This window comes from Methylophilus methylotrophus DSM 46235 = ATCC 53528 (assembly GCF_000378225.1).
In the GTDB taxonomy this organism is placed as follows: Bacteria; Pseudomonadota; Gammaproteobacteria; order Burkholderiales; family Methylophilaceae; genus Methylophilus; species Methylophilus methylotrophus.
Genome location: NZ_KB905142.1, coordinates 207,358 through 227,815 on the forward strand (window position 1 = coordinate 207,358; position 20,458 = coordinate 227,815).

The window sequence follows — 20,458 nt, forward strand, 5'->3', positions numbered from 1 at the left end:
CACATGGATCAAAAGGCAACAAGCGTCATGCAAACCCTCAGTCATCCTGTCGTGATAGGCGGCGGCCCGGTAGGGCTGGTACTCGCGCTATCGTTGCAACAGTCCAGTGTACCTGTGACCGTACTTGAAGCACAGGCACCTGGTGCGATGTATGGTGATGGCAGGGCGTTGGCCCTCTCTTACGGTACGCGCCAGGTGCTGGAGCAACTGGGTGTTTGGCCAATGCTTGAAGTGGCAGTCACAGCCATCGAAACAATTCATGTCTCGCAGCAGAAAGGCTTTGGCCGCACCGTGCTCAAAGCGCATGAACACGCATTGCCTGCCTTGGGCTATGTCGTGTCTTACGGCGCGTTAATGCAAGCGCTGGATGCCCGCATAGAGCGGTCGTCTATGGGGATCAATATACAATACCAGTCGCCGGTGACAGGGTTGGATGTGCATGCCACTGCAGCCGACATTCAATATTTGCGTGCCGATGGCTCCTTACAACAATTATCGACGCCCCTGGCGGTGATTGCCGATGGCGGACGTAGCCTGGATGAGATCCCCGGCCTGGTGCGGGAAACCAAGCATTACGGGCATGATGCACTGGTTGGCCTGGTGCAAACCGAGCAACCACATCACAATATTGCCTATGAGCGTTTCACGCCCCGGGGTCCGATGGCATTGTTACCGAACGGGAAACAATTCTCGCTGGTATGGACCGGCGAACAATCATATATAGATGAGATTGCTGCGCTTGATGACGCTGCCTTCCTGCAAGCACTGCATACAGCGTTTGGCGATCGTGTTGGAAAATTCTTGCATATCGGCAAGCGATTCAAGTTTCCACTCAAACTGAGTAAGTTGGACCGGACCTTTGCGGCGCATTGTGTGGTGATAGGCAATGCGGCACAAACCATGCACCCGGTGGCTGGACAGGGCTTTAATGTGGGTATTCGCGACGCCGTGGCATTAGCGAAAAATGTCGCTTCTACAGAGGCTGGTGAATGGGGTGCTGCACATAGATTGACTGAATATCATGCGTCACGGCAAAGGGATACCGGTCGAGGCCTGCAGTTCACTGATTTCCTGGTGAATGTATTTTCCAATGATTTGGTAGGTGTCGGCTTGTTACGCGGTGCGGGCCTGGGAGCGCTCAGCATGTTGCCGATGGCGCGCCGTTTCCTGGTGAACAAGATGAGTTATGGCAGTTAATCCTCCCTTGATTAAAACCGATGTGGTCATTGTCGGCGCTGGACTGGTGGGTCTGACCGCGGCGATTGCATTGTCAAGACTGGGCAAAAAAGTCGTGCTGACAGATGCTAAGCCCGCGCAGTCTTTGGTCGAGAACTGGGTCGACGATGTGAATCACTGGGATAGCCGTATTTATGCACTAACCAATCAAACGGTGGACTGGTTACGTAGCCTTGGCATATGGGCGCACATGCCTGCAAGCCGGATTAATCCGATTTCCGCCATGCATTTATGGTCTCCCACCCACAGTCATGCAATGCCTAGTCTTTGCCTGGATGCGGGCGATGCCCATTTGACCGAAATGGGCTTTATCGTGGAAAGCCAGGCCTTGATGGATGCCTGCTGGCAAATGCTGAAAGAGTCAGAGGTGACTGTGATCACCGACGCCCCGGCACATGCTTTGCAATATTCCGGTCATGTGGCCCGGTTATCCTTGCCGCAACATGAGATTGAAGCTGCGTTGTTGATAGGGGCCGATGGCGGGCGATCATGGGTACGAAGGCAATGTGGCGTGAATGTACACAAGGTCGATTTTGCACAGACCGCACTGGTGACCAACTATCGTGCCGAGCGGCCGCACGGCGATATCGCCAGGCAATGGTTTGGTGCGCACGAAACGCTGGCTTTGTTGCCCATGCCCCGGCAGCAGGTATCGCTGGTTTGGGCGTTGCCGCATGCAGACGCGGCACAAAAACAGGCTTTGTCGGCAGAGGCATTGGCTGCAGAAGTTGAGGCTCGCAGTGGCAAGGCATTGGGGACATTGACGCCCAATGGCGAGATACTGGCTTTCCCGCTGGTGCAAAATACAGCAGACAGCATGGCCTTGCCACATGTGCTGCTATTGGGCGATGCCGCACATCAGGTGCATCCCATGGCTGGGCAAGGTGTTAATCTGGGTTTCCAGGACGTGCAGGCGCTTTGTCAGCATATTGCGCAATTGCCTGCTGTCAGGCCGTTGGGTGATGCCAACTTTTTGCGGCATGTAATGCGTACGCGGCAAATGGATATTTTGAAAATGCATGCATTGACGCGCGGTCTGGATGGCCTGTTTGCGCGCCCGCAAGCTGCCTGGACACATGCTGCCTTGTTAGGCTTACGAGCGGTGGAAAACAGTGCTATGCTAAAACGTTTTTTAATTCGTACAGCCACGCAAAATTAATTGACACTTGATGAGTCAAAGCTGTGCATGTTTGAGAAAGAGTGAGTAATGAAAAAATTTATCGGTCAGTCGGTCATGCTGGGCTTAGCTGCCTTGGCGGCATTGTGGTCATTAAACAGCGTTGCTGACGAAGCCAGCCTGAAAAAAACGATAGAAGCTGCCTATCCAAAATTCAAAGTGGATAGCGTGACCAAAACGCCTTATAACGGCTTGTATGAAGTTTTTATGGGTGGGCAGATCATTTATACCGATGAAAAATTCAGTTTCTTGATTGCCGAAGGGCGCCTGGTTGATCCAAAAACCAAGAAAGACCTGACAGGTGAGCGCATGGACGAACTCACCAAAATCGACTTCAATAGTCTGCCCCTGGATCAGGCAATTAAAGTCGTCAAAGGCAATGGCAGCCGCAAGCTGGTGGTGTTCTCTGATGTGGATTGCCCGTTCTGCAAACGACTGGAGCAGAAAGAGCTGTCCAATATTAATGATGTGACCATTTACACTTTCCTTTACCCGATTGAACAATTGCATCCGGATGCAGCGAATAAGTCCCGCAGTATCTGGTGTGCCAGCAACCGTGTCAAAGCGTGGCAGGACTGGATTTTGAACAATAAATTACCAACCACCACTGCCAAGTGTGAAGTGCCGCTGGAAAAAGTCGGTGAACTAGCGCACAGGGTAGGCGTGAATAGTACGCCAACGCTGTTCTTTGAGAATGGCAAACGTATGCTAGGTGCACAGCCATATGATGAGATTGAAAAATCATTGCAAGCTGCGAAAAAAACCATGTAATCCGACAATCTGTGGCATTAAAAAAGGCTGTTTGTAACAGCCTTTTTTCGTTAGAGGTTACCGATTATCCGCCGCCACTGACCACCTTACCCATTTTGAAAATAGGCATATACATGGCAACCACCAGGCCGCCAATCAGTACGCCCAGGACAACCATAATCACAGGTTCCATCAAACTAGAGATCGCGGCCACGGCATCATCGACTTCGCCTTCGTAAAAGTCGGCTACTTTGGTCAGCATGCCATCCAAAGAGCCAGATTCCTCACCAATGGCCGTCATCTGGATCACCATATTGGGGAACACGTTGGCATTTTGCATGGACACGGTCAAGCTGGTACCGGTGCTGACTTCGCTTTGGATTTTCTTGGTGGCATCGAAATAGACTTTGTTACCCGAAGCACCAGCCACAGAATCCAGAGCCTCAACGAGTGGGACACCGGCAGCAAACATGGTGGAGAGTGTGCGGGCAAAACGCGCGATGGTCGCTTTGCGGATCAGTTCACCAAAAATAGGTAGGCGCAGCATGAGTCTATCCATAGTCGCCTGCATTTTTTCAGAGCGTTTCCAAGTGTAGAAAAAGAACCATAAACCAAACCCCAGGGTACCAAAAATCGCCCACCACCATTTGACAAAAAAGTCAGAAAGATTAATGACGATAACTGTGGGACCTGGCAGGTCTGCACCAAAGCTGCTAAAAAGCTCTTTAAATGCAGGCACCACAAAAATCATGATCACGGCTGTGATGACAAAGGCCACCACGATAATCGAGGTAGGATAAACCAGGGCGGATTTGATTTTGCTTTTGATGGCAAGAATCTTTTCTTTATAGGTGGCCAATCGCTCCAGTAAACTGTCCAGAATGCCGGCCTGTTCACCCGCGCCCACCAAGTTGCAGAACAATTGATCAAAATATAAAGGATATTTACGGAAAGCCGCACTCAGGCTGCTACCGGTTTCGACATCGGCTTTAATGTCGCCCAATAGTTTGGATACTGCAGGGTTGTGATGTCCTTTGCCAACAATATCAAAGGCTTGTAATAAAGGCACGCCAGCTTTCATCATGGTGGCCAGCTGGCGCGTAAATAAGGTGATATCTTTTTCGGTGACTTTACCTTTGGTGACCAGTGCGCTTTGTTTCTTTACCTTGAGGATGGTAATGCCCTGGCGACGCAAAGTGGCATTGACGACCGCTTCGCCATTCGCGCGCATTTCGCCTTTGACCAGCTTGCCTTTACGGTCTTTGCCTTCCCACTGATAGACGGATTGTTTGATATTGCTAGTCGCCATAGTGTTTTCTTCAAGAATATTTGATCAGTGACAACAGTTATTCATTCGTCACGGCTTCTACTTCCTCAATGGAGGTTAGCCCTTGTTTTACTTTGAGCAGGCCTGATTCCCTCAGGTCTTTGATACCTTCTTTTTTTGCCTGCGCAGCAATATCCAGCGCATTGCCATTGGTCATGATAATACGCGTCATTTCCTCGCTAATGGGCATGACCTGGTAAATGCCGACACGACCCTTATAGCCGTTATTACAATGCTCGCAGCCGCCTTCCTTGGGGCCATATAATTGCCAGCTGCCGTCAAGATCCGTCTCGTTAAAGCCTACATTCAATAATGCTTCCTTCGGTAGATCCAAGGTTACCTTGCAGTGCTTACACAAGCGCCTGGCCAGACGTTGTGCCGTAATTAACGTCACCGCCGAGGCAATATTGAAGGGGGCCACGCCCATATTTAATAATCGCGATAAGGTGGTGGGCGCATCATTGGTATGCAATGTGGATAACACCATGTGCCCGGTAGAGGCCGCCTTGATGGCCATGTCAGCCGTTTCCAGGTCACGGATTTCACCAATCATGATAATGTCAGGATCCTGGCGCAGGAAAGACTTTAGCGCTGCAGCAAATGTCAGGCCCTGTTTGTCATTGACGTTCACCTGATTGATGCCAGGTAAGGGGATCTCTGCCGGATCTTCTGCAGTGGAAATATTGACTTCGGGGTTATTGAGCAGGTTGAGGCAGGTATACAGTGATACCGTCTTGCCGGAACCGGTCGGCCCCGTCACTAATACCAATCCATAAGGGCGATGAATCGCTTTAAGCAAGGCATCCTGCTGTTCTGGCTCATAACCTAATGCCTCAATGCCCAATGTCGCGCTGGTCGGGTCCAGAATCCGCATCACAATTTTCTCACCATGGATTAATGGCAAGGTGCTGACACGAAAGTCGATGGTGCGGGTTTTACTGAGGATCAGTTTCATGCGGCCATCTTGCGGGATTCTTTTTTCGGAAATATCCAGGTTGGAGATGACCTTGATGCGCGATGCCAGTTTTTCCTTGATTGCCAACGGGGGCTGTGACATGTCTCGCAATACGCCATCTACCCTGAAGCGTATACGGTAAAACTTCTCATAAGGTTCAAAGTGCAAGTCAGATGCGCCCATATTGATGGCATCCATTAATACCTTCTGCAGGAATTTGACGACTGGTGCATCGTCTACCTCCTGCTGTATCTCTACTTCCTGCTCCTGGTTAGATTCCTCCAGTCCGAGGTCAAAATCGTCCCCACCGCTGTTCAGGCTGGACATGCTGGTGTCTTTGGATTCGACGATTTTATCTATCCATTTACCCAGCTTGTCATCTTCAACCACGATGGGGAACAGTGTAGCGCCCATCTGGAACTGGATGGTATCCAGTGAGTGCAGGTTGGTGGGATCAGAGAGGGCGATATAAGCGACGTTGTTTTTTTGCTGTAGCAGCATCACGCGATGCGATTGCATCAGCTTGATATCTATGGTTTTTTCAGGGAGAGAGTCCTGGTCTAATGCATCCAGATCAAAAAAAGGAAAGCCGAAAGCATCTGATGCCGATTGCGCAATGTCTCGGGACGATATCTTCTTTTGGGCTAATGCGGCAGCCAGGAAACTGGTTTTCTGGGCGTGTGATTTTTCTTGCAATGCTGAGGCGTCTTCTTCACTCATCAGCGAAGATTGCACCAGCATGCGCGCCATACCACCGAGTTTCTTTGTACTTTCCACTGCTGCCATAAACGTTTCAAAGGCCTCTGTTAAACCATGAAATAAAAGGGTTAATTAACTGATGAACCATTAGTTTTCCTCTTAGTATACGTTTTTGTCATCAATTCAAATCGTAGAAAAGACAGCCCCTGATGCGGCATTTGTACAAATTTTAACAGGATTTTCTGGCTTTCGTAAAAAGATACAAAAATGCACTTGACATTTAAATAATGCTCACTTATAAATCCTTAAGGCGTTTGGGTTCAGGTTTTTTGTAGCCGTCTTTAAGTAAAGCAAAGCTTGTTTATTGCGACTGGAGTACTTGAGACAAACTTTTGGGGCGCCTCCCTGTTAAGTAAAAAAGTAAGGAAGTAAAATGGCAACAGGTACCGTAAAGTGGTTCAATGATTCTAAGGGCTTTGGGTTTATTACTCCGGATGATGGTGGTGATGATTTGTTCGCACACTTTTCCGCAATTGTAGAATCCGGCTACAAAAGCCTCAAAGAAGGCCAGCGCGTGTCTTTCGATGTGACTGAAGGTCCAAAAGGCAAGCAAGCAAGCAATATCCAAAAAGCATAATGATTGTTTAGGGGCACCAAATGCACAACGGCTCGCAAGCGCGAGCCGTTTTTTTATGCCATCAGCCGAAGGCCCGGCAAGGCATTAAGCCATTTGCTTGATGATCTCGTCACCAAATTCAGCGGTGCCTACTTGCGTGGCGCCTTCCATCTGGCTGCTAAAATCGCCGGTCACGCGCTTGCTGGCAATCGCTTTGGCGACGCCATTCAATACCAGGTCTGCGGCTTCAACCCAACCCATGTGGCGCAACATCATTTCAGCTGACAAAATCAGGGAGCTCGGATTAGCCAGATTTTTACCGGCAATTTTAGGTGCGGTGCCATGGGTGGCTTCAAACATGGCAACGGTATCGCTCAAGTTTGCACCCGGTGCAATGCCGATGCCACCCACTTGTGCGGCCAATGCGTCGCTCATGTAGTCGCCGTTCAGGTTCAGGGCAGCCACGACATCATAATCTTCTGGATGCAATAGGATTTCCTGCAGGAAAGCATCTGCAATGCAATCCTTGATCACGATGCCGTTAGGCAGTTTGCACCATGGGCCGCCATCAATCAGTTTTGCACCAAACTCTTCTTTGGCCAGCTGGTATCCCCAGTCACGAAAGCCACCTTCGGTGAACTTCATGATGTTGCCCTTGTGGGTGATGGTGACGGATTTGCGGTTGTTATCAATCGCGTACTGAATCGCTTTGCGGATCAGGCGCTTGCTGCCGTCGATGGAGACTGGCTTGATGCCGATGGAAGAGGCTTCAGGGAAACGGATTTTCTTGCGTACACCCATGTCGCTCAGGAAGTTGATGACTTTTTTCACTTCTTCGGTGCCAGCTGCCCATTCGATGCCAGCATAAATGTCTTCAGTGTTTTCACGGAAAATCACCATGTCGGTTTTTTCCGGGTGTTTAACCGGGCTGGGAACACCAGTGAAGTACTGAATGGGGCGCAGGCAGACATATAAATCCAGTTCCTGGCGCAAAGTCACATTCAATGAACGGATGCCGCCGCCGACTGGGGTCGTCAATGGACCTTTAATTGAAATCACATAGTCCTTCAATGCCGCCATGGTTTCGTCAGACAGCCAGGTATCTTTGTCATAGACTGTCGTCGATTTTTCGCCGGCGTAGACTTCCATCCAGGAAATCTTGCGTTTGCCGCCGTAAGCTTTTTCAACGGCGGTGTCCACCACTTTGATCATGGGCGGCGTAATGTCAACGCCGATACCATCGCCCTCGATAAACGGGATGATAGGTTGGTCGGGAACATTTAGGGTATTATCAGCATTGACGGTGATTTTGCTGCCAGTGGCGGGCACCTTGATTTTAGACATAGCACTTTCCATGTTATTACTGTTTAACAAACCCTTTAACGTCGTATGCCAGTTTACGGCTCATGAGAAACACGCGACGCTCAAGGACTATATTCCGATTCCCAACGTATATGCTGCCGGGCGGTTAGATACCGATTCTGAAGGGTTGCTTATTTTAACCGATGACGGCGGATTACAACATCGTTTAAGCCATCCCAAACATAAACAGGTCAAAACCTATTGGGCGCAAGTCGAAGGTGCTCCTACAGAAGCAGAATTGATGCCATTAAAGCAAGGCGTCGATTTAGGGGATTTTGTCACGCAGCCAGCACAGGTCAAAATCATCGCCGAACCTGACCAGTTGTGGCAGCGTGAGCCACCCATACGCGAACGCAAAAATATCCCGACGACCTGGCTTGAGATTAAAATCAGTGAAGGCAAGAACCGCCAAGTGCGGCGGATGACTGCCCACGTGGGGTTTCCGACCTTGCGCCTGATCCGTTATGCCATTGGGCCTTACACATTGGACGGAATCTTGCTTGGGCAATATCAGGAAGTCAGTTATAAGAAGGTAATGTCATGAAACAGGTGGTGGTATTCAGGCACGCTTGCTGCGAGGGTGCTGGTTATTTGGGCACTTTTTTAGCGCGGCATGCCATTCCTTGGTGCGAGGTGCGCATTGATAAAGGCGAGGCCGTGCCTGACTCGGTCGAGGCATATAGTGGCATTGTGTTGATGGGCGGCCCCATGAGTGTCAACGATGACCTGCCCTGGATTCCGCCCTTGCTGCAATTAATTCGCCAGGCAGTAGAAAAAGATGTCCCTTTGCTTGGGCACTGCCTGGGAGGGCAGTTAATCAGCAAGGCGTTGGGCGGTGTGGTGAGTAAAAACCCGGTCAAGGAAATAGGCTGGGGGCAAGTGCAAGTGGTCGATCATCCCGCTGCACGTGACTGGTTTGGTGACTTGCAAGTGTTTAACAGCTTTCACTGGCATGGCGAAACGTTTTCGGTGCCGCCAGGGGCAACGCATGTGTTATCCAGCGCGTATTGCGTCAACCAGGCTTATGTCATGGGCAAACATATCGGTTTGCAATGCCATATTGAAATGACGCCGGATATGGTCAAAATCTGGACGGAGCAATGGAAGAACGATATTGCCACGTCTGCAGCCAGTCCGGCTGTACAGTCTGCGGATACCATGCTGGCAAAAGTGAACGAGGATTGCGATGTGCTACATGCCGTTGCCGATAGGGTCTACAGCCGCTGGATACAGGGGCTGGCATAATCAAGCCCAGCTCACAATCACCGATTAATCCGCGTGTTCGCTTTGGTGAGGTTGCAGTTTATGCATGGCGTAACGCCTTTTTTTGTAACGGTTGTATTGCCACAAATACTGTACCGGACATTGTGCAATCTGACGTTCAATTGCCTGGTTAAGCAAGCCGGGGGTATGGATATTGTCCACTTTGGATAGGTGAATGTGAAAGCCTTCGCCTGCGGCTAATCGTTCGCCAAATGCCATAATCACTGTTGCGCCAGATTTAACCGCCAGTTTGCTCGCTAGCCCCATGGTATAGGCCGGTTTGCCAAAAAAGTCTGCCCATTCGCCTTCGCCTTTTCTGGGAATCTGGTCGGGTAAAATACCAATCGCTTCTCCACGTTTTAGGGCTTGCAGCAGTTTTTTAACCCCGGCGGCGTTGGCTGGCGCCAGCGAAACATGGCCTTTTTGCCGCCCCTGTTGCAGTAAGTCTTCCAGCCAAGTCAGTTTGGGGGGGCGATAGAGCACGGTAATCGGATGTTGACTGCCATAATAAATCGAGGTGATCTCAAAACAGCCCAGATGTGGGGTGAGGAAAATCAGACCTTTGCCCACACGTTGTGCTTCCTCTACGAGGTGCCAGCCCGTTGTCGCCTTCACCAGGGGCAGCAAGCCAGATTGCGGAGCGCCCCAGATAAACAGCGATTCCATCAATGATTTACCAGCCTCGATCCGGCTATGTTTGGCGAGTTGATGAATAGCCGTGATATCTTTGCAGAGACCACTCTGGCGGATGTTCTCGATGGCTATGCGGGTGCTTTTTTGATCCAGCCACCAATTCAACCTCCCCAACATAGCGCCCAAGCCTTGGATGTAGCCAAGTGGCAATCTGGAAAGCCATTTGCAAAAAAGTGCCAACATCAAAAATCTGCCTTGTTGAAAATCTTATTTCGGGTGCATTCTGTTAAAATCCACGCCTTAAACGCATCATATTAACAAATCATGGTTTGTTAGCCTGCCATTGATTGATTTATTTTGTAAATAAACGCGACTGATCATGGCAAGGTTTATGAGCGATATTGCTTGGATTAATCGATTTTTGAGTCTATGCATGAACGCTAATCTTGCCTGGTAGCCTCGCGGGCAAAGCATCATCTTACCAAGTAAACATGACTTATTTATTCATCCCTTATGCTTATAAGCAACAAGCAACGCTGGTATGTTAATACGCAACATGGCTGCAAAAAACCAGGAATCTTGACGCAAGTATGATACTGACGCAATTGACATCTCCTGGCCCACTGCATCTGTCGATCACGCTGGCAGATCACTCAACCCTGTATTTGGATACGCTGGTCCGTGTGCTCAAAAGCCGTCGTCTGGTTTGCAGAGGGCGTTGGAACGGTCAGCCTGTTTATGCGAAGCTCTTTATGGGGAAGGATGCTGCACGTTATGCCCGCCGTGATGCAGGCGGTGCTCAGGCCATGGGGCAGGCGGGGATTCGCACCCCGGACTTGTTATGGCATGGGACTTTTGATCATCAATCCGATCAGGTCTTTGGTCTTTTATACGCGGAAGTAGCCCATGCGATGGATGCTGAAGCGGCCTATCTGCAATCTGATGGTGCCTCTCGTTGTCATTTGTTGTGTGCGCTGGTGGAAGTGCTTGCGCGTCAGCATGCGGCAAATCTCTGCCAAACAGACTTACATCTGAAGAATTTTTTATTGGCGGATGCCTTGGTATGGGCGATTGATGGAGACGGGATACGGCAGCAATCCATCAGCGTGAAGCAGGCACACATGCAACTTGCAGAATTGATTGCAAAGTTGCATGCGCTGGACCAGATGCAGATGACGGAAATGTTGCTGCAAACCTACCTCAAAGTTCGTGGCTGGACAGAGACTTTGCCAGCTACTCAAGTTCTTGCATGGGCTCGGCAGATGAAAACGCATGAAGTCGAGCGGTTTGTGACGCGTAAACTCTTGCGTAACTGCAGTGACGTGAGCTGGCACCGAGATTCTCAGTCTGCGCAATCAGTGACCACCGCCGGTGGACTTCACATCACCGATCTACCCGCGCTGGAGGTGGCCATGCATTGTGGTCAGGTGCTCAAGGCGGGTAATACCTGCACCGTTGTCCATACCCAGTTGCAAGACAGAGCAGTCGTCATTAAGCGGTATAATATCAAGCACTGCTGGCATGCTTTAAGCCGTGCATGGCGTCCTAGTCGAGCAATGTCTTCCTGGCAGAATGCACATCGCCTGCGATACTATGGCATGCTTACTCCGCAACCACTATTGATGTATGAGCGCCGCTTTTATGGTCTGCGCGGACGGGCCTATTTTGTGTCTGCCTATAGTCCGTGGCCGGATGCGCAGGCTTTTTTCCAGCAGTGCAGTGATCCAGGTATGCGCCAGCATGTGATCGAGCAACTGGTCACGCTGTGTTACCAGTGGTTTTTGCTCAGGATTTCGCATGGCGATATGAAGGCCAGCAATTTGCAGGTAACAGATCAGGGCGAAATCGTGGTCATCGATCTCGATAGCATGCAACAGCACCGCCGCACACAAATGGCCTTACGGGCGCATGCCAAAGATATCCGCCGCCTGCTGCAAAATTGGCAAGCCGATACTTCCCTGTATAATGCGCTGGTGAAGTCGTTTAGCCTGGTTTATCAGGACCATACGCCACTCAAACTGGCAGGCATTTCCATTTAGTTGTTTCCATTAAGATCATTACGCGAGTTTCTGCATGATTGTTTTAGGTTTATCCGGTGCCTTGGGGCATGATGCTTCGGCTGCCATTCTGGTGGACGGCAAGATTGTCGCTGCGGCGGAAGAAGAACGTTTTATCCGCGACAAGCACGCCAAAAATCACTGGCCTTATGAAGCTGCCAGATTCTGTTTGAAGCAGGCAGGCATTACGCCAGACCAAGTGGAGATTGTTGCTTTTCCTTATGGTGAAATCCCGCTGACTTCGGCTGCGCGCTGGCATTACGCCAAACGCTACTGGTATGCCCCAGACCGTTCACTGGATGCGATCTTTAACGGAAACCGCCGTTTCCGTCGCAACCGTGACAAATCACTCAAACTCATGGAAGAGCTTGGGCTGACCAAAGCTAAATATGTGCCGGTTGAGCACCATCTGGCGCATGCATCCAGTGCTTACCACCTGAGCGGGTTCAAGGAAAAAACGGCCATTGTCGGCATTGATGGCAAGGGGGAGTATGCGACCACCTTTTTTGGCTATGGCGAAAACGGCAAGATTCACAAAATAAAGGAATTCTATGACCCGGATTCTCTGGGCGGCATGTATGGCGCGATCACGGAATACCTGGGTTTTGAGATGCTTGATGGCGAGTTCAAGGTCATGGGCATGGCGCCCTACGGCGACCCGAACAAATACGACTTAAGCCGTCTGGCTAAATTTGAAAACGGTGAATTGATCATCAACACAGACTATGTGAACGTGGTTGGTTTGCGCCGCTACAAAGAAAACGGTCCTGATGGAAAATCCAAGGGTTACTACTTCACGCCAAAACTGATTGAGTGGCTAGGACCCAAGCGTGAAGGGGATGAAATCGACGATCCTTATATCCACTACGCTGCCAGTGTGCAAAAGCTGCTGGAAGACCTAGCTCTGCAGATGATTGAGTATTATCTGGGCGATATCATCCGTGAGACCGGCAAGATTGTGATGGCGGGCGGGGTGGCGCTGAATGTGAAGCTGAACCAGCGCATCATTGCCTTACCGCACGTGAAAGAGCTATTTGTGCAGCCAGCCTCAGGCGATAATGGCACCAGCCTGGGCGCAGCCACGTATGCCGCACACCTGGCGGGCGAAACCATCCATAAAATGGAACATGCCTACCTCGGGCCTGCTTTCACAAATGAAGAATGCATTGCGGCCTGTGAAGCCCATCCGGCCAAACCTGTTTTTACCCGGGTTGAAGATGGCCCGCGTAAAGCAGCCGAGTTATTGGCGGCAGGCAATCCCCTGGCCTGGTTCCAGGGCCGCATGGAGTTTGGCCCGCGCGCGCTGGGTTGCCGTAGTATCCTTGGCGACCCAAGCTTTCCTGGGGTCGCTGACCGTATCAATGCGCAGATCAAATACCGTGAACGCTGGCGGCCATTTTGCCCCAGCATGCTGGATCGCGTGGCTGAAGATATTTTGCAAACAGATCATCCTGCGCCTTACATGACTTTCACGTTTGACGTGAATCCGGCCTGGAAAGCACGTATTCCAGAAGTGGTACATGAAGACGGGACGGCGCGTGCGCAGATTGTCACCAAGGAAACCAATCCACGTTATTATGCATTGATTGAGCATTTGGAGCAGTTGCGCGGTAATGGCGTAGTGCTCAATACCTCGCTCAACCGGCGTGGTGAGCCCATGATTTGCAGTCCCACCGATGCCCTGAACATGTTTTATGGCTGCGATCTCGAATATCTTATGATGGAAGATATTTTAGTCACCAAGTCTGCCTGAAAACCAGCCTGAAGCACACCGCTTCAGGCTGGTTTACCTAAACAGTGTGTATTGTTTTAAGTCATTGAATCCTCTAAAAAAACAATCAAATCTGGTAATTCAGTTTGACGTCTTGCACCAGTTTGGCGATAATCGCAGGTAGGGAACCTGTTTGGATTCATATATATTACGACCCTAAACTGTGACTAAATAGCAAGTTCAAAGCAGTTCATCTAGGATAGTTCATCAGGTAGTTAAAACACAGTTGAGCGATAGTCAATGAAACAATCTCACATTGAAGTAACAGAACGCATCATCGAGCGTAGCCGTCCGACACGTAAGGCGTATTTGCAGCGTATTGATGATTACCTGAACCGCGAAAAGGGCCCGGATCGTCTGGGCTGCGCCAACGTGGCGCACGCATTTGCGGCTATGCCACAGAACGACAAGTTCAAGATTTACGCCGAAAAGCCTACCCATGTGGGTATCGTCACCGCGTACAACGAAATGCTGTCTGCGCATCAGCCATATGTCAATTATCCAGACATTATCCGTGATGAAGCACGCAAGCATGGTGCCACTGTGCAGGTTGCTGGTGGTGTGCCAGCCATGTGCGACGGCATTACCCAGGGTGAGCCAGGCATGGAGTTGAGTCTGTTCAGCCGCGATACCATTGCCATGAGTACTGCTGTGGCTTTATCTCATGATGTATTTGACGCTGCATTACTGTTGGGCGTGTGTGACAAGATTGTGCCGGGGCTGCTGATTGGTGCCTTGCACTTTGGCCATTTGCCTTGTGTGTTTGTCCCCGCTGGGCCGATGAGCACCGGCATTGATAACACCTCCAAATCCAAAGTACGCGAAAAATACGCGCAAGGTCTGTGTGACCGTGATGAATTGCTAGCAAGTGAGTCAGCGGCATATCACGGCGCAGGTACTTGCACCTTCTACGGAACAGCCAACAGTAACCAGATGCTGCTGGAAGCCATGGGTCTGCATGTGCCAGGAGCAGCGTTTATTCACCCGCATGATGGCATGCGTGAGGACTTGACCCGTGAGGCTGTGCGCTTGGTATTGCAAAATGCCAAGAAAGACAAATTTGTGCCGATTGGCCGACTGGTAGATGAGCACGTGATTGTGAATGCCATGGTGGCCTTGCTGGCTACCGGTGGTTCTACCAATCATTTGATCCACTGGGTAGCAGTCGCCCGTGCAGCCGGTATCATCATTGACTGGACTGATTTCCACTACCTGGCAAAAGCCACACCGTTACTGGCAAGTGTGTATCCTAACGGTAAGGCTGACGTCAACGAGTTCCAGACCGCTGGAGGTCCTGGTTTTGTGATCCGTGAACTGATTGAGGGGGGCTACATGTACCCTGATGTCTACACTGTTGATGGTGGCGATTTACGTTCTTATGGCAAAAAACCTGAAAAAGAAGGTGACAAGCTGGTCTGGAAGGACTACCCGGCAGAAAGCGGTGACGAAACCATCGTCCGTACCGCAGCACATCCGTTCAATGAGTCAGGTGGCCTGCGTTTGCTTAAAGGTAATTTAGGCCGTAGCGTGATCAAGATTTCTGCGGTGCCAGAAGACCGTCATATTATTGAAGCGCCTGCGATTGTGTTTGATGCACAGGAAGAGCTGCTGGCAGCCTTCGACCGTGGTGAGCTGGAAAAAGACTTTGTTGCCGTGGTGCGTTTCCAGGGCCCTAAAGCCAATGGTATGCCAGAGCTGCATAAACTGACACCACCGCTGGCTGTATTGCAGAACAAGGGTTTCCGCGTAGCGATTGTGACAGATGGACGTATGAGTGGCGCTTCCGGCAAGATCCCGGCAGCAATTCACTTGAGTCCTGAAGCAAGCGCTGGAGGCCCCATTGCGAAAATCCGCAACGGCGACATTATCCGCTTGAATGGTACCGTCGGTCAGTTGAATGTGCTGGTTGATGAAGACACCTGGGCTGAGCGCGAGGCTGAAGAGTTAAGCGATGCCAAGCGTCATTACAACGCACATGGCTTGGGCCGTGAGTTGTTTGGTGGCATGCGCAGGAATGTGTTGTCAGCCGAAGAGGGCGCAGTTACTTGGCTGTAAATTAAAATGGCGTCGCAATACTGCGTTACAGTTCGCTTGCCGTACTTAATGTACTGTCTGAGCCCCTGTGCCTTGTCTTGCTTAGCCATTTGAATTTACTGTAAAGGTTTTTTGAACAGATTTTTAATTGTTAGGTTAATACTTACAACATGAGCACATTAGAGTTAGCTAACCATGGCCCGGTGATTCCGGTCATTGTCATCAACAAAGTGGAAGATGCTGTGCCTATGGCAGAAGCCCTGCTGGAAGGCGGTATAAAGGTGCTGGAAGTGACTTTGCGTTCACCAGTGGCTTTGCATGCCATGGAGGAAATTGCCAAACATGTGCCAGATGCGATTTTAGGTTCCGGCACCGTGCGTAATCTCAAGGATGCTAAGAACTCAAAAGATGCAGGTTGCCAGTTTGCAGTGAGTCCAGGCTACACCAGCGAGTTGGGTAAATATGCCCGTGAAATTGGTTTGCCATTACTGCCAGGCGTGTCTACAGGCTCAGAGATCATGATGGCGAATGCGGATGATTACTACTTCCTGAAACTGTTCCCAGCCGTAGCGGTGGGTGGCATTAACCTGCTTAAAGGCTTTGCCGGGCCGTTTGCTGATGTGAAATTCTGCCCAACAGGTGGCGTGAGCGTTGAAAGTGCACCACAGTTCTTGGCACTGCCAAATGTGGTTGTGTGTGGTGGTACCTGGTTGACGCCTGCAGATGCCGTCGCAAACAAAGATTGGGCGCATATCACCAAGCTGGCGAAAGAAGCATCGGCGATTGTCGCTGCGAAATAAGCGACGCATTCAGTCTATCGTTTATAATGAAGGCTTGTAGTAATACAAGCCTTTTTTATTATCCAGCCTATGTCACAGCGCCCAGACCTTTCCCAATACAAAACCATCGTGCTTGATTGCGATGGTGTCGTCCTCAATAGTAATCAGACCAAAGTGGATGCTTATTACAATACCGCCAAACGGATGGGTGGGACAGACGAACAGGCGCAAGCGTTTGTCGACTACCATATCAAGCTCGGTAGCATCCCGCGTAATGACAAAATCCGCTATTACATTACCGAGATCATCAAGCAGCCGCTGACACCGGAATTGTTCCAGGCCTTCATGGATACCTTCAGCGTGATCCTCGACGAAACCTTGATGCAATGCGAGGTTGCCCCGGCGTTAAGCCAGCTGAAGCAAAAAACTGCGCAAGCAAAATGGATGCTGATGTCAGGTGGCGACCAGGAAGAGCTCCGGAACATTTTTCCACGCCGTGGCTTGGATGGTTTATTCGAACTGGGGATTTATGGTGGCCCCACCAAGAAAAATGAGCATCTAGCAAGCATGATTGCGGATGGCACCATCCAGTTTCCTGCCCTTTTTATTGGTGATAGTCGCTTTGATCACCAGGCGTCGACAGGTGCCGGGCTAGATTTTATATTTGTATCGGACTGGACGGATATGCCAGATTGGCAAAGTTACTGCAAACAGCATCACATAGTCGTGTGTCACCAGCTGGAAATGTGCTTGAATAACGACGTTCACCATTAACTGAGCACCTTTGAGAGGGTGCGTCTACTCAACTATAATACCGAACATGGCAAAAGAAAAAAAAGTCACCATACTGGTGCCCAACTACAAAACGCCTGAAATCACTAAAATCTGTTTGCGCTTGTTGCGTAAATTTACTGATTTCAGTCAAGTTGAAGTGGTGGTGATAGACAACAACTCTCAGGATGCGTCATTGGCATATTTGCGTGGTTTATCCTGGATTAAGCTGGTTGAGCGTCAACCCGCCCCGGATGATACCGTCCCTTTATCGCACTCGCGTGCGCTGGATCTTGCGCTTGCTGAAGTCAAAACGCCATTTGTGTTATCCATCCATACCGATACATTTGTCAAGCGCAGCGACTGGCTGGATGTGCTATTAAAACCATTCGACGGGCAGCCCGCGCTGGCCGGGGTGGGCTCTTGGAAACTGGAGTCAAAAACGGCATTACAGCGTTGGGGGATACAGTTTGAACAATGCTGGAAAAAGGCCTTGCATCAATGCTTCGGTTACCGGGGCTATAATCCAAATCGGCTTGACCAGAGTAAATACTATCTACGCAGCCACTGTGCCATGTATCGTACAGACGTGATTCGTGCATTGAATACCAGTTTTTCAGATGGTGACCAGACAGCAGGTAAAGTCATGCATGAAAAAATGGTAGCAGCCGGTTATCAGATGCTGTTTCTAGACTCATTGCAATTAGGTGAGTACGTAGATCATCTTAATCATGCGACGCTGATTTTTAATCCGCAATTAGGCACCAGCGACAAAAATATGCGCGAAGGCACTAAACGCATTAACGCCAAGCTACGCGGGATAGACGGTGAGGCCATTCTCGCCGATAGCCGTCTGGATCAATAACCTATCATGCGTTCAAACTTATTGAGCCTGGCTTATTATTTGCCGCAATTTCACGAGATTGAAGAAAATAACCGCTGGTGGGGACCTGGTTTCACAGAGTGGCAGCAGCTTAATAGCGCCCAGTCATATTTCAGCTGGCAGCACATACGCAAGCCGGATACCCCGTTTGGGGACTACGATCTATTAAACCCTGCCGTTTTTGAGTGGCAGCAGGCCATCGCAGAAAAGCACGGCATTGACGGTTTTTTGGTGTTCGATTACTGGTTTGGCAGAGGCAAAAAGTTACTGGAAAAGCCAATGCAGCTCGTGCTGGAGCAGCGGCTCAATTTTAAATATGCTTTTTGCTGGGCGAATCACACCTGGTATAACAAGCGGCAACACATTACCTTGCAGGAGCAGTTGTATTTAGGTAAAGAAGACTATTCTGCTTATTTTGAGCAATTGTTACCGCACTTTCAGACTGCTAACTATATTAAAGTAGATGGCAAGCCTGTTTTCTCGATTTTTAGCCCGAAGGATATTCCCGATCTTGAGGTGTTTATTGATACCTTTGAGCAATGCGCGCAAGCTCATGGCTTGCCTGGGATCTACTGGCTGGCGGACAATACAGAACCGCATCAGCCATGGAAGCGCTATTTCGACGGGTATAACAAATCGGGCAGTATTTTTAAATGGCGCAAGCGGGATAACTTGTGGTCCTATTTACGCGAAAAGCTGGCGCGCAACTATCAGTTCAAGAATCTAGGCCCGTTTGTATACAGTTATGAAGGCCTGGTCATCAACAATGAACCGCTATCAGACGACCCGAAACAAGTGCCGATTATATTTACCGGCTGGGATACCACTCCCCGGCATTTACGTCGTGGCACTATCCTGCGGGGCTTTGATCCTCATCGCTTTGCAACACATCTTGCAAACATCGCCACGCAGCTTGCGCAGCGTAAACACCAACCTTCTACGCAAGTGGTGATTATCAAATCCTGGAACGAGTGGGCAGAAGGCAATGTGATTGAGCCGGATCAACAATGGCGAATGCAGTTGCTTGAACAATACTTATTGTTCACCCGGAAGATAAAAGCATGAGTTCCCTCACTCCCAAAGTCCTCAGTCATTTGATTTTCAAACTGCGCAGGTTCAGGTACCGGGCCAATGTAGCGCCTTGCCCGCATCGCTTGATATTGACTTATCTTTGTCCTAATGCGAAAAGGGCGTCAGGCGGTGTCAAGGTGATTTACAGGCACGTATCGCAAATTAACCAGATGCAACTGGATTGGGTGAAAGCGCAAATTTTTCATCCCAAGGAGTTGGGTTTTCGTTGTGACCTGCCTTTTGATGATCTGGCCTTTAAAGAGAGTTTTAGCTTCAATAAAAACAACGAAGTCCTCGTGATTCATGAAATGTGGGCAGCCAGAGAGGCGATGATCGCGCGTGAAAAAGGCATACGCTACATTATTCAAGTACAGAATGGATACGAAATTTTTAGAAAAGCCACGATGGCATCGGTTTATCCAGCTTACGAGCACGCAGAGTTGATTACTTGTGTTTCAGATGATATTTATGCCTGTCTGGTCTTTCTGTTTCCTGAGTTTAAGCAGAAAATTGTCAGATTGCATTTATCCGTAGAAAGTGATGTTTTCAAGCCTGCTGGACTAAAGCAGAACCTGATTACCTATATGCCACGCAAACTCGAAAAACACTCGAGATTGGTGGTTAACTATCTTGCCAGAAAGCTGCCGGATACTTGGAGTCTGTTACCCATTCAAAACATGAATCAGAGTGAAGTCGCTCAAGCATTGGCAAAGTCCAGAATTTTCTTGTCTTTTAGCGAGTTGGAAGGTCTAGGATTGCCGCCACTGGAGGCAGCCTTGGCTGGCAATCTGGTCATTGGTTACACTGGACAGGCGGGCAAAGAATACTGGCTTGAAAATCAGTTTCACGAAGTGCATTGTGGCGATATCCGACAGTTTGCAACATTGACTCTGGATAAAATCAATGATTTTGATCGCGGATGCATTGATGTAGAAAGCTTTGATCAAAATATTGCCCTGTTGAAAAATCAATTCAGTCTAGCGCAAGAGCTTGCAGACTTGCGCGACCTGGTTCAACGATTGTCGGCAAGGATTATGTAAATATCTGAGGTTATAGTTCTTGTCTGCATGAGTT

Annotated in this window: 18 protein-coding genes; 14 read left to right on the forward strand and 4 right to left on the reverse strand. The window is 49.7% G+C overall.

Annotated elements, in window-relative coordinates:
• Positions 1 to 27 precede the first annotated feature (27 nt).
• The 3 genes from F463_RS0107550 to F463_RS0107560 all read left to right on the forward strand — a co-directional run bounded on the left by F463_RS0107550 (position 28) and on the right by F463_RS0107560 (position 3,184).
• A complete protein-coding gene (locus F463_RS0107550; protein WP_018986463.1) occupies positions 28 to 1,197 on the forward strand; it encodes an FAD-dependent monooxygenase in 1,170 nt (389 codons plus the stop codon).
• The gene (locus tag F463_RS0107555) at positions 1,187 to 2,395 is read left to right on the forward strand and encodes an FAD-dependent monooxygenase (protein WP_018986464.1); all 1,209 of its coding nucleotides are present in this window, start codon (positions 1,187 to 1,189) and stop codon (positions 2,393 to 2,395) included. The genes F463_RS0107550 and F463_RS0107555 overlap by 11 nt, the downstream gene beginning before the upstream one ends.
• A 75-nt stretch (positions 2,396 to 2,470) precedes the next feature.
• Positions 2,471 to 3,184: a DsbC family protein gene (locus F463_RS0107560; protein WP_211209193.1), complete on the forward strand. Its 714-nt coding sequence runs from the start codon at positions 2,471 to 2,473 to the stop codon at positions 3,182 to 3,184.
• 64 nt (positions 3,185 to 3,248) lie between these two features.
• Here F463_RS0107560 and F463_RS0107565 read toward each other — a convergent pair whose 3' ends face one another.
• Together F463_RS0107565 and pilB are read right to left on the reverse strand one after the other, a co-directional pair.
• Positions 3,249 to 4,472, reverse strand: a complete 1,224-nt coding sequence (locus F463_RS0107565; RefSeq protein ID WP_018986466.1) for a type II secretion system F family protein — start codon at positions 4,470 to 4,472, stop codon at positions 3,249 to 3,251.
• A gap of 37 nt (positions 4,473 to 4,509) precedes the next feature.
• Positions 4,510 to 6,231 carry a type IV-A pilus assembly ATPase PilB gene (gene pilB / locus F463_RS0107570; RefSeq protein ID WP_018986467.1) on the reverse strand — a complete coding sequence of 574 codons (1,722 nt, stop codon included), beginning with the start codon at positions 6,229 to 6,231 and terminating at the stop codon, positions 4,510 to 4,512.
• 346 nt (positions 6,232 to 6,577) lie between these two features.
• Here pilB and F463_RS0107575 point away from each other — a divergent pair, with 346 nt between their 5' ends.
• On the forward strand, positions 6,578 to 6,781 hold the full coding sequence (locus tag F463_RS0107575) for a cold-shock protein (protein WP_013441419.1): 204 nt from the start codon (positions 6,578 to 6,580) through the stop codon (positions 6,779 to 6,781).
• An 84-nt stretch (positions 6,782 to 6,865) separates the two neighbouring features.
• On the opposite strand, the gene icd is transcribed toward F463_RS0107575, so the two are convergent.
• Positions 6,866 to 8,104 carry an NADP-dependent isocitrate dehydrogenase gene (gene icd / locus F463_RS0107580; protein ID WP_018986468.1) on the reverse strand — a complete coding sequence of 413 codons (1,239 nt, stop codon included), beginning with the start codon at positions 8,102 to 8,104 and terminating at the stop codon, positions 6,866 to 6,868.
• A gap of 10 nt (positions 8,105 to 8,114) precedes the next feature.
• Here icd and F463_RS0107585 point away from each other — a divergent pair, with 10 nt between their 5' ends.
• Together F463_RS0107585 and F463_RS0107590 are read left to right on the forward strand one after the other, a co-directional pair.
• Positions 8,115 to 8,666 (forward strand): rRNA large subunit pseudouridine synthase E, encoded by a 552-nt coding sequence (locus F463_RS0107585; RefSeq protein ID WP_018986469.1) that lies wholly within the window; start codon positions 8,115 to 8,117, stop codon positions 8,664 to 8,666.
• Positions 8,663 to 9,367, forward strand: a complete 705-nt coding sequence (locus F463_RS0107590) for a type 1 glutamine amidotransferase (RefSeq protein ID WP_018986470.1) — start codon at positions 8,663 to 8,665, stop codon at positions 9,365 to 9,367. Before F463_RS0107585 ends, F463_RS0107590 begins: the two co-directional genes overlap by 4 nt.
• A gap of 24 nt (positions 9,368 to 9,391) precedes the next feature.
• Here F463_RS0107590 and F463_RS0107595 read toward each other — a convergent pair whose 3' ends face one another.
• Positions 9,392 to 10,261, reverse strand: coding sequence for a lysophospholipid acyltransferase family protein (locus tag F463_RS0107595; protein WP_018986471.1), 870 nt, complete (start codon positions 10,259 to 10,261; stop codon positions 9,392 to 9,394).
• A 347-nt stretch (positions 10,262 to 10,608) separates the two neighbouring features.
• Here F463_RS0107595 and F463_RS0107600 point away from each other — a divergent pair, with 347 nt between their 5' ends.
• The 8 genes from F463_RS0107600 (at position 10,609) to F463_RS0107635 (ending at position 20,424) form a co-directional block, all read left to right on the forward strand.
• On the forward strand, positions 10,609 to 12,057 hold the full coding sequence (locus F463_RS0107600; RefSeq protein WP_018986472.1) for a lipopolysaccharide kinase InaA family protein: 1,449 nt from the start codon (positions 10,609 to 10,611) through the stop codon (positions 12,055 to 12,057).
• 34 nt (positions 12,058 to 12,091) lie between these two features.
• Positions 12,092 to 13,828 (forward strand): carbamoyltransferase family protein, encoded by a 1,737-nt coding sequence (locus F463_RS0107605; RefSeq protein ID WP_018986473.1) that lies wholly within the window; start codon positions 12,092 to 12,094, stop codon positions 13,826 to 13,828.
• A 258-nt stretch (positions 13,829 to 14,086) separates the two neighbouring features.
• On the forward strand, positions 14,087 to 15,901 hold the full coding sequence (gene edd / locus F463_RS0107610) for a phosphogluconate dehydratase (RefSeq protein ID WP_018986474.1): 1,815 nt from the start codon (positions 14,087 to 14,089) through the stop codon (positions 15,899 to 15,901).
• A 149-nt stretch (positions 15,902 to 16,050) separates the two neighbouring features.
• Complete coding sequence (eda, locus tag F463_RS0107615) at positions 16,051 to 16,680, forward strand: bifunctional 4-hydroxy-2-oxoglutarate aldolase/2-dehydro-3-deoxy-phosphogluconate aldolase (RefSeq protein WP_018986475.1); 630 nt, start codon at positions 16,051 to 16,053, stop codon at positions 16,678 to 16,680.
• Between the two features lie 69 nt (positions 16,681 to 16,749).
• Positions 16,750 to 17,433 (forward strand): HAD family hydrolase, encoded by a 684-nt coding sequence (locus F463_RS0107620; RefSeq protein WP_018986476.1) that lies wholly within the window; start codon positions 16,750 to 16,752, stop codon positions 17,431 to 17,433.
• A gap of 46 nt (positions 17,434 to 17,479) precedes the next feature.
• Complete coding sequence (locus tag F463_RS0107625) at positions 17,480 to 18,295, forward strand: glycosyltransferase family 2 protein (protein WP_018986477.1); 816 nt, start codon at positions 17,480 to 17,482, stop codon at positions 18,293 to 18,295.
• Between the two features lie 6 nt (positions 18,296 to 18,301).
• The gene (locus F463_RS0107630; RefSeq protein ID WP_018986478.1) at positions 18,302 to 19,378 is read left to right on the forward strand and encodes a glycosyltransferase WbsX family protein; all 1,077 of its coding nucleotides are present in this window, start codon (positions 18,302 to 18,304) and stop codon (positions 19,376 to 19,378) included.
• A complete protein-coding gene (locus F463_RS0107635) occupies positions 19,375 to 20,424 on the forward strand; it encodes a glycosyltransferase family protein (RefSeq protein WP_018986479.1) in 1,050 nt (349 codons plus the stop codon). The genes F463_RS0107630 and F463_RS0107635 overlap by 4 nt, the downstream gene beginning before the upstream one ends.
• The last annotated feature ends 34 nt before the right edge of the window (positions 20,425 to 20,458 follow it).

Bases quoted from the DNA above. Each gene is read 5' to 3' on its own strand.
- F463_RS0107550 (WP_018986463.1), top strand. From the start codon at position 28: ATGCAAACCCTCAGTCATCCTGTCGTGATAGGCGGCGGCCCGGTAGGG.
- F463_RS0107560 (WP_211209193.1), top strand. From the start codon at position 2,471: ATGCTGGGCTTAGCTGCCTTGGCGGCATTGTGGTCATTAAACAGCGTT.
- F463_RS0107625 (WP_018986477.1), top strand. From the start codon at position 17,480: ATGGCAAAAGAAAAAAAAGTCACCATACTGGTGCCCAACTACAAAACG.
- F463_RS0107575 (WP_013441419.1), top strand. From the start codon at position 6,578: ATGGCAACAGGTACCGTAAAGTGGTTCAATGATTCTAAGGGCTTTGGG.
- F463_RS0107585 (WP_018986469.1), top strand. From the start codon at position 8,115: ATGTTATTACTGTTTAACAAACCCTTTAACGTCGTATGCCAGTTTACG.
- F463_RS0107600 (WP_018986472.1), top strand. From the start codon at position 10,609: ATGATACTGACGCAATTGACATCTCCTGGCCCACTGCATCTGTCGATC.
- F463_RS0107630 (WP_018986478.1), top strand. From the start codon at position 18,302: ATGCGTTCAAACTTATTGAGCCTGGCTTATTATTTGCCGCAATTTCAC.
- edd (WP_018986474.1), top strand. From the start codon at position 14,087: ATGAAACAATCTCACATTGAAGTAACAGAACGCATCATCGAGCGTAGC.
- eda (WP_018986475.1), top strand. From the start codon at position 16,051: ATGAGCACATTAGAGTTAGCTAACCATGGCCCGGTGATTCCGGTCATT.
- F463_RS0107595 (WP_018986471.1), bottom strand. From the start codon at position 10,261: ATGTTGGCACTTTTTTGCAAATGGCTTTCCAGATTGCCACTTGGCTAC.
- pilB (WP_018986467.1), bottom strand. From the start codon at position 6,231: ATGGCAGCAGTGGAAAGTACAAAGAAACTCGGTGGTATGGCGCGCATG.
- F463_RS0107635 (WP_018986479.1), top strand. From the start codon at position 19,375: ATGAGTTCCCTCACTCCCAAAGTCCTCAGTCATTTGATTTTCAAACTG.
- F463_RS0107555 (WP_018986464.1), top strand. From the start codon at position 1,187: ATGGCAGTTAATCCTCCCTTGATTAAAACCGATGTGGTCATTGTCGGC.
- F463_RS0107565 (WP_018986466.1), bottom strand. From the start codon at position 4,472: ATGGCGACTAGCAATATCAAACAATCCGTCTATCAGTGGGAAGGCAAA.
- F463_RS0107605 (WP_018986473.1), top strand. From the start codon at position 12,092: ATGATTGTTTTAGGTTTATCCGGTGCCTTGGGGCATGATGCTTCGGCT.
- F463_RS0107590 (WP_018986470.1), top strand. From the start codon at position 8,663: ATGAAACAGGTGGTGGTATTCAGGCACGCTTGCTGCGAGGGTGCTGGT.
- icd (WP_018986468.1), bottom strand. From the start codon at position 8,104: ATGTCTAAAATCAAGGTGCCCGCCACTGGCAGCAAAATCACCGTCAAT.
- F463_RS0107620 (WP_018986476.1), top strand. From the start codon at position 16,750: ATGTCACAGCGCCCAGACCTTTCCCAATACAAAACCATCGTGCTTGAT.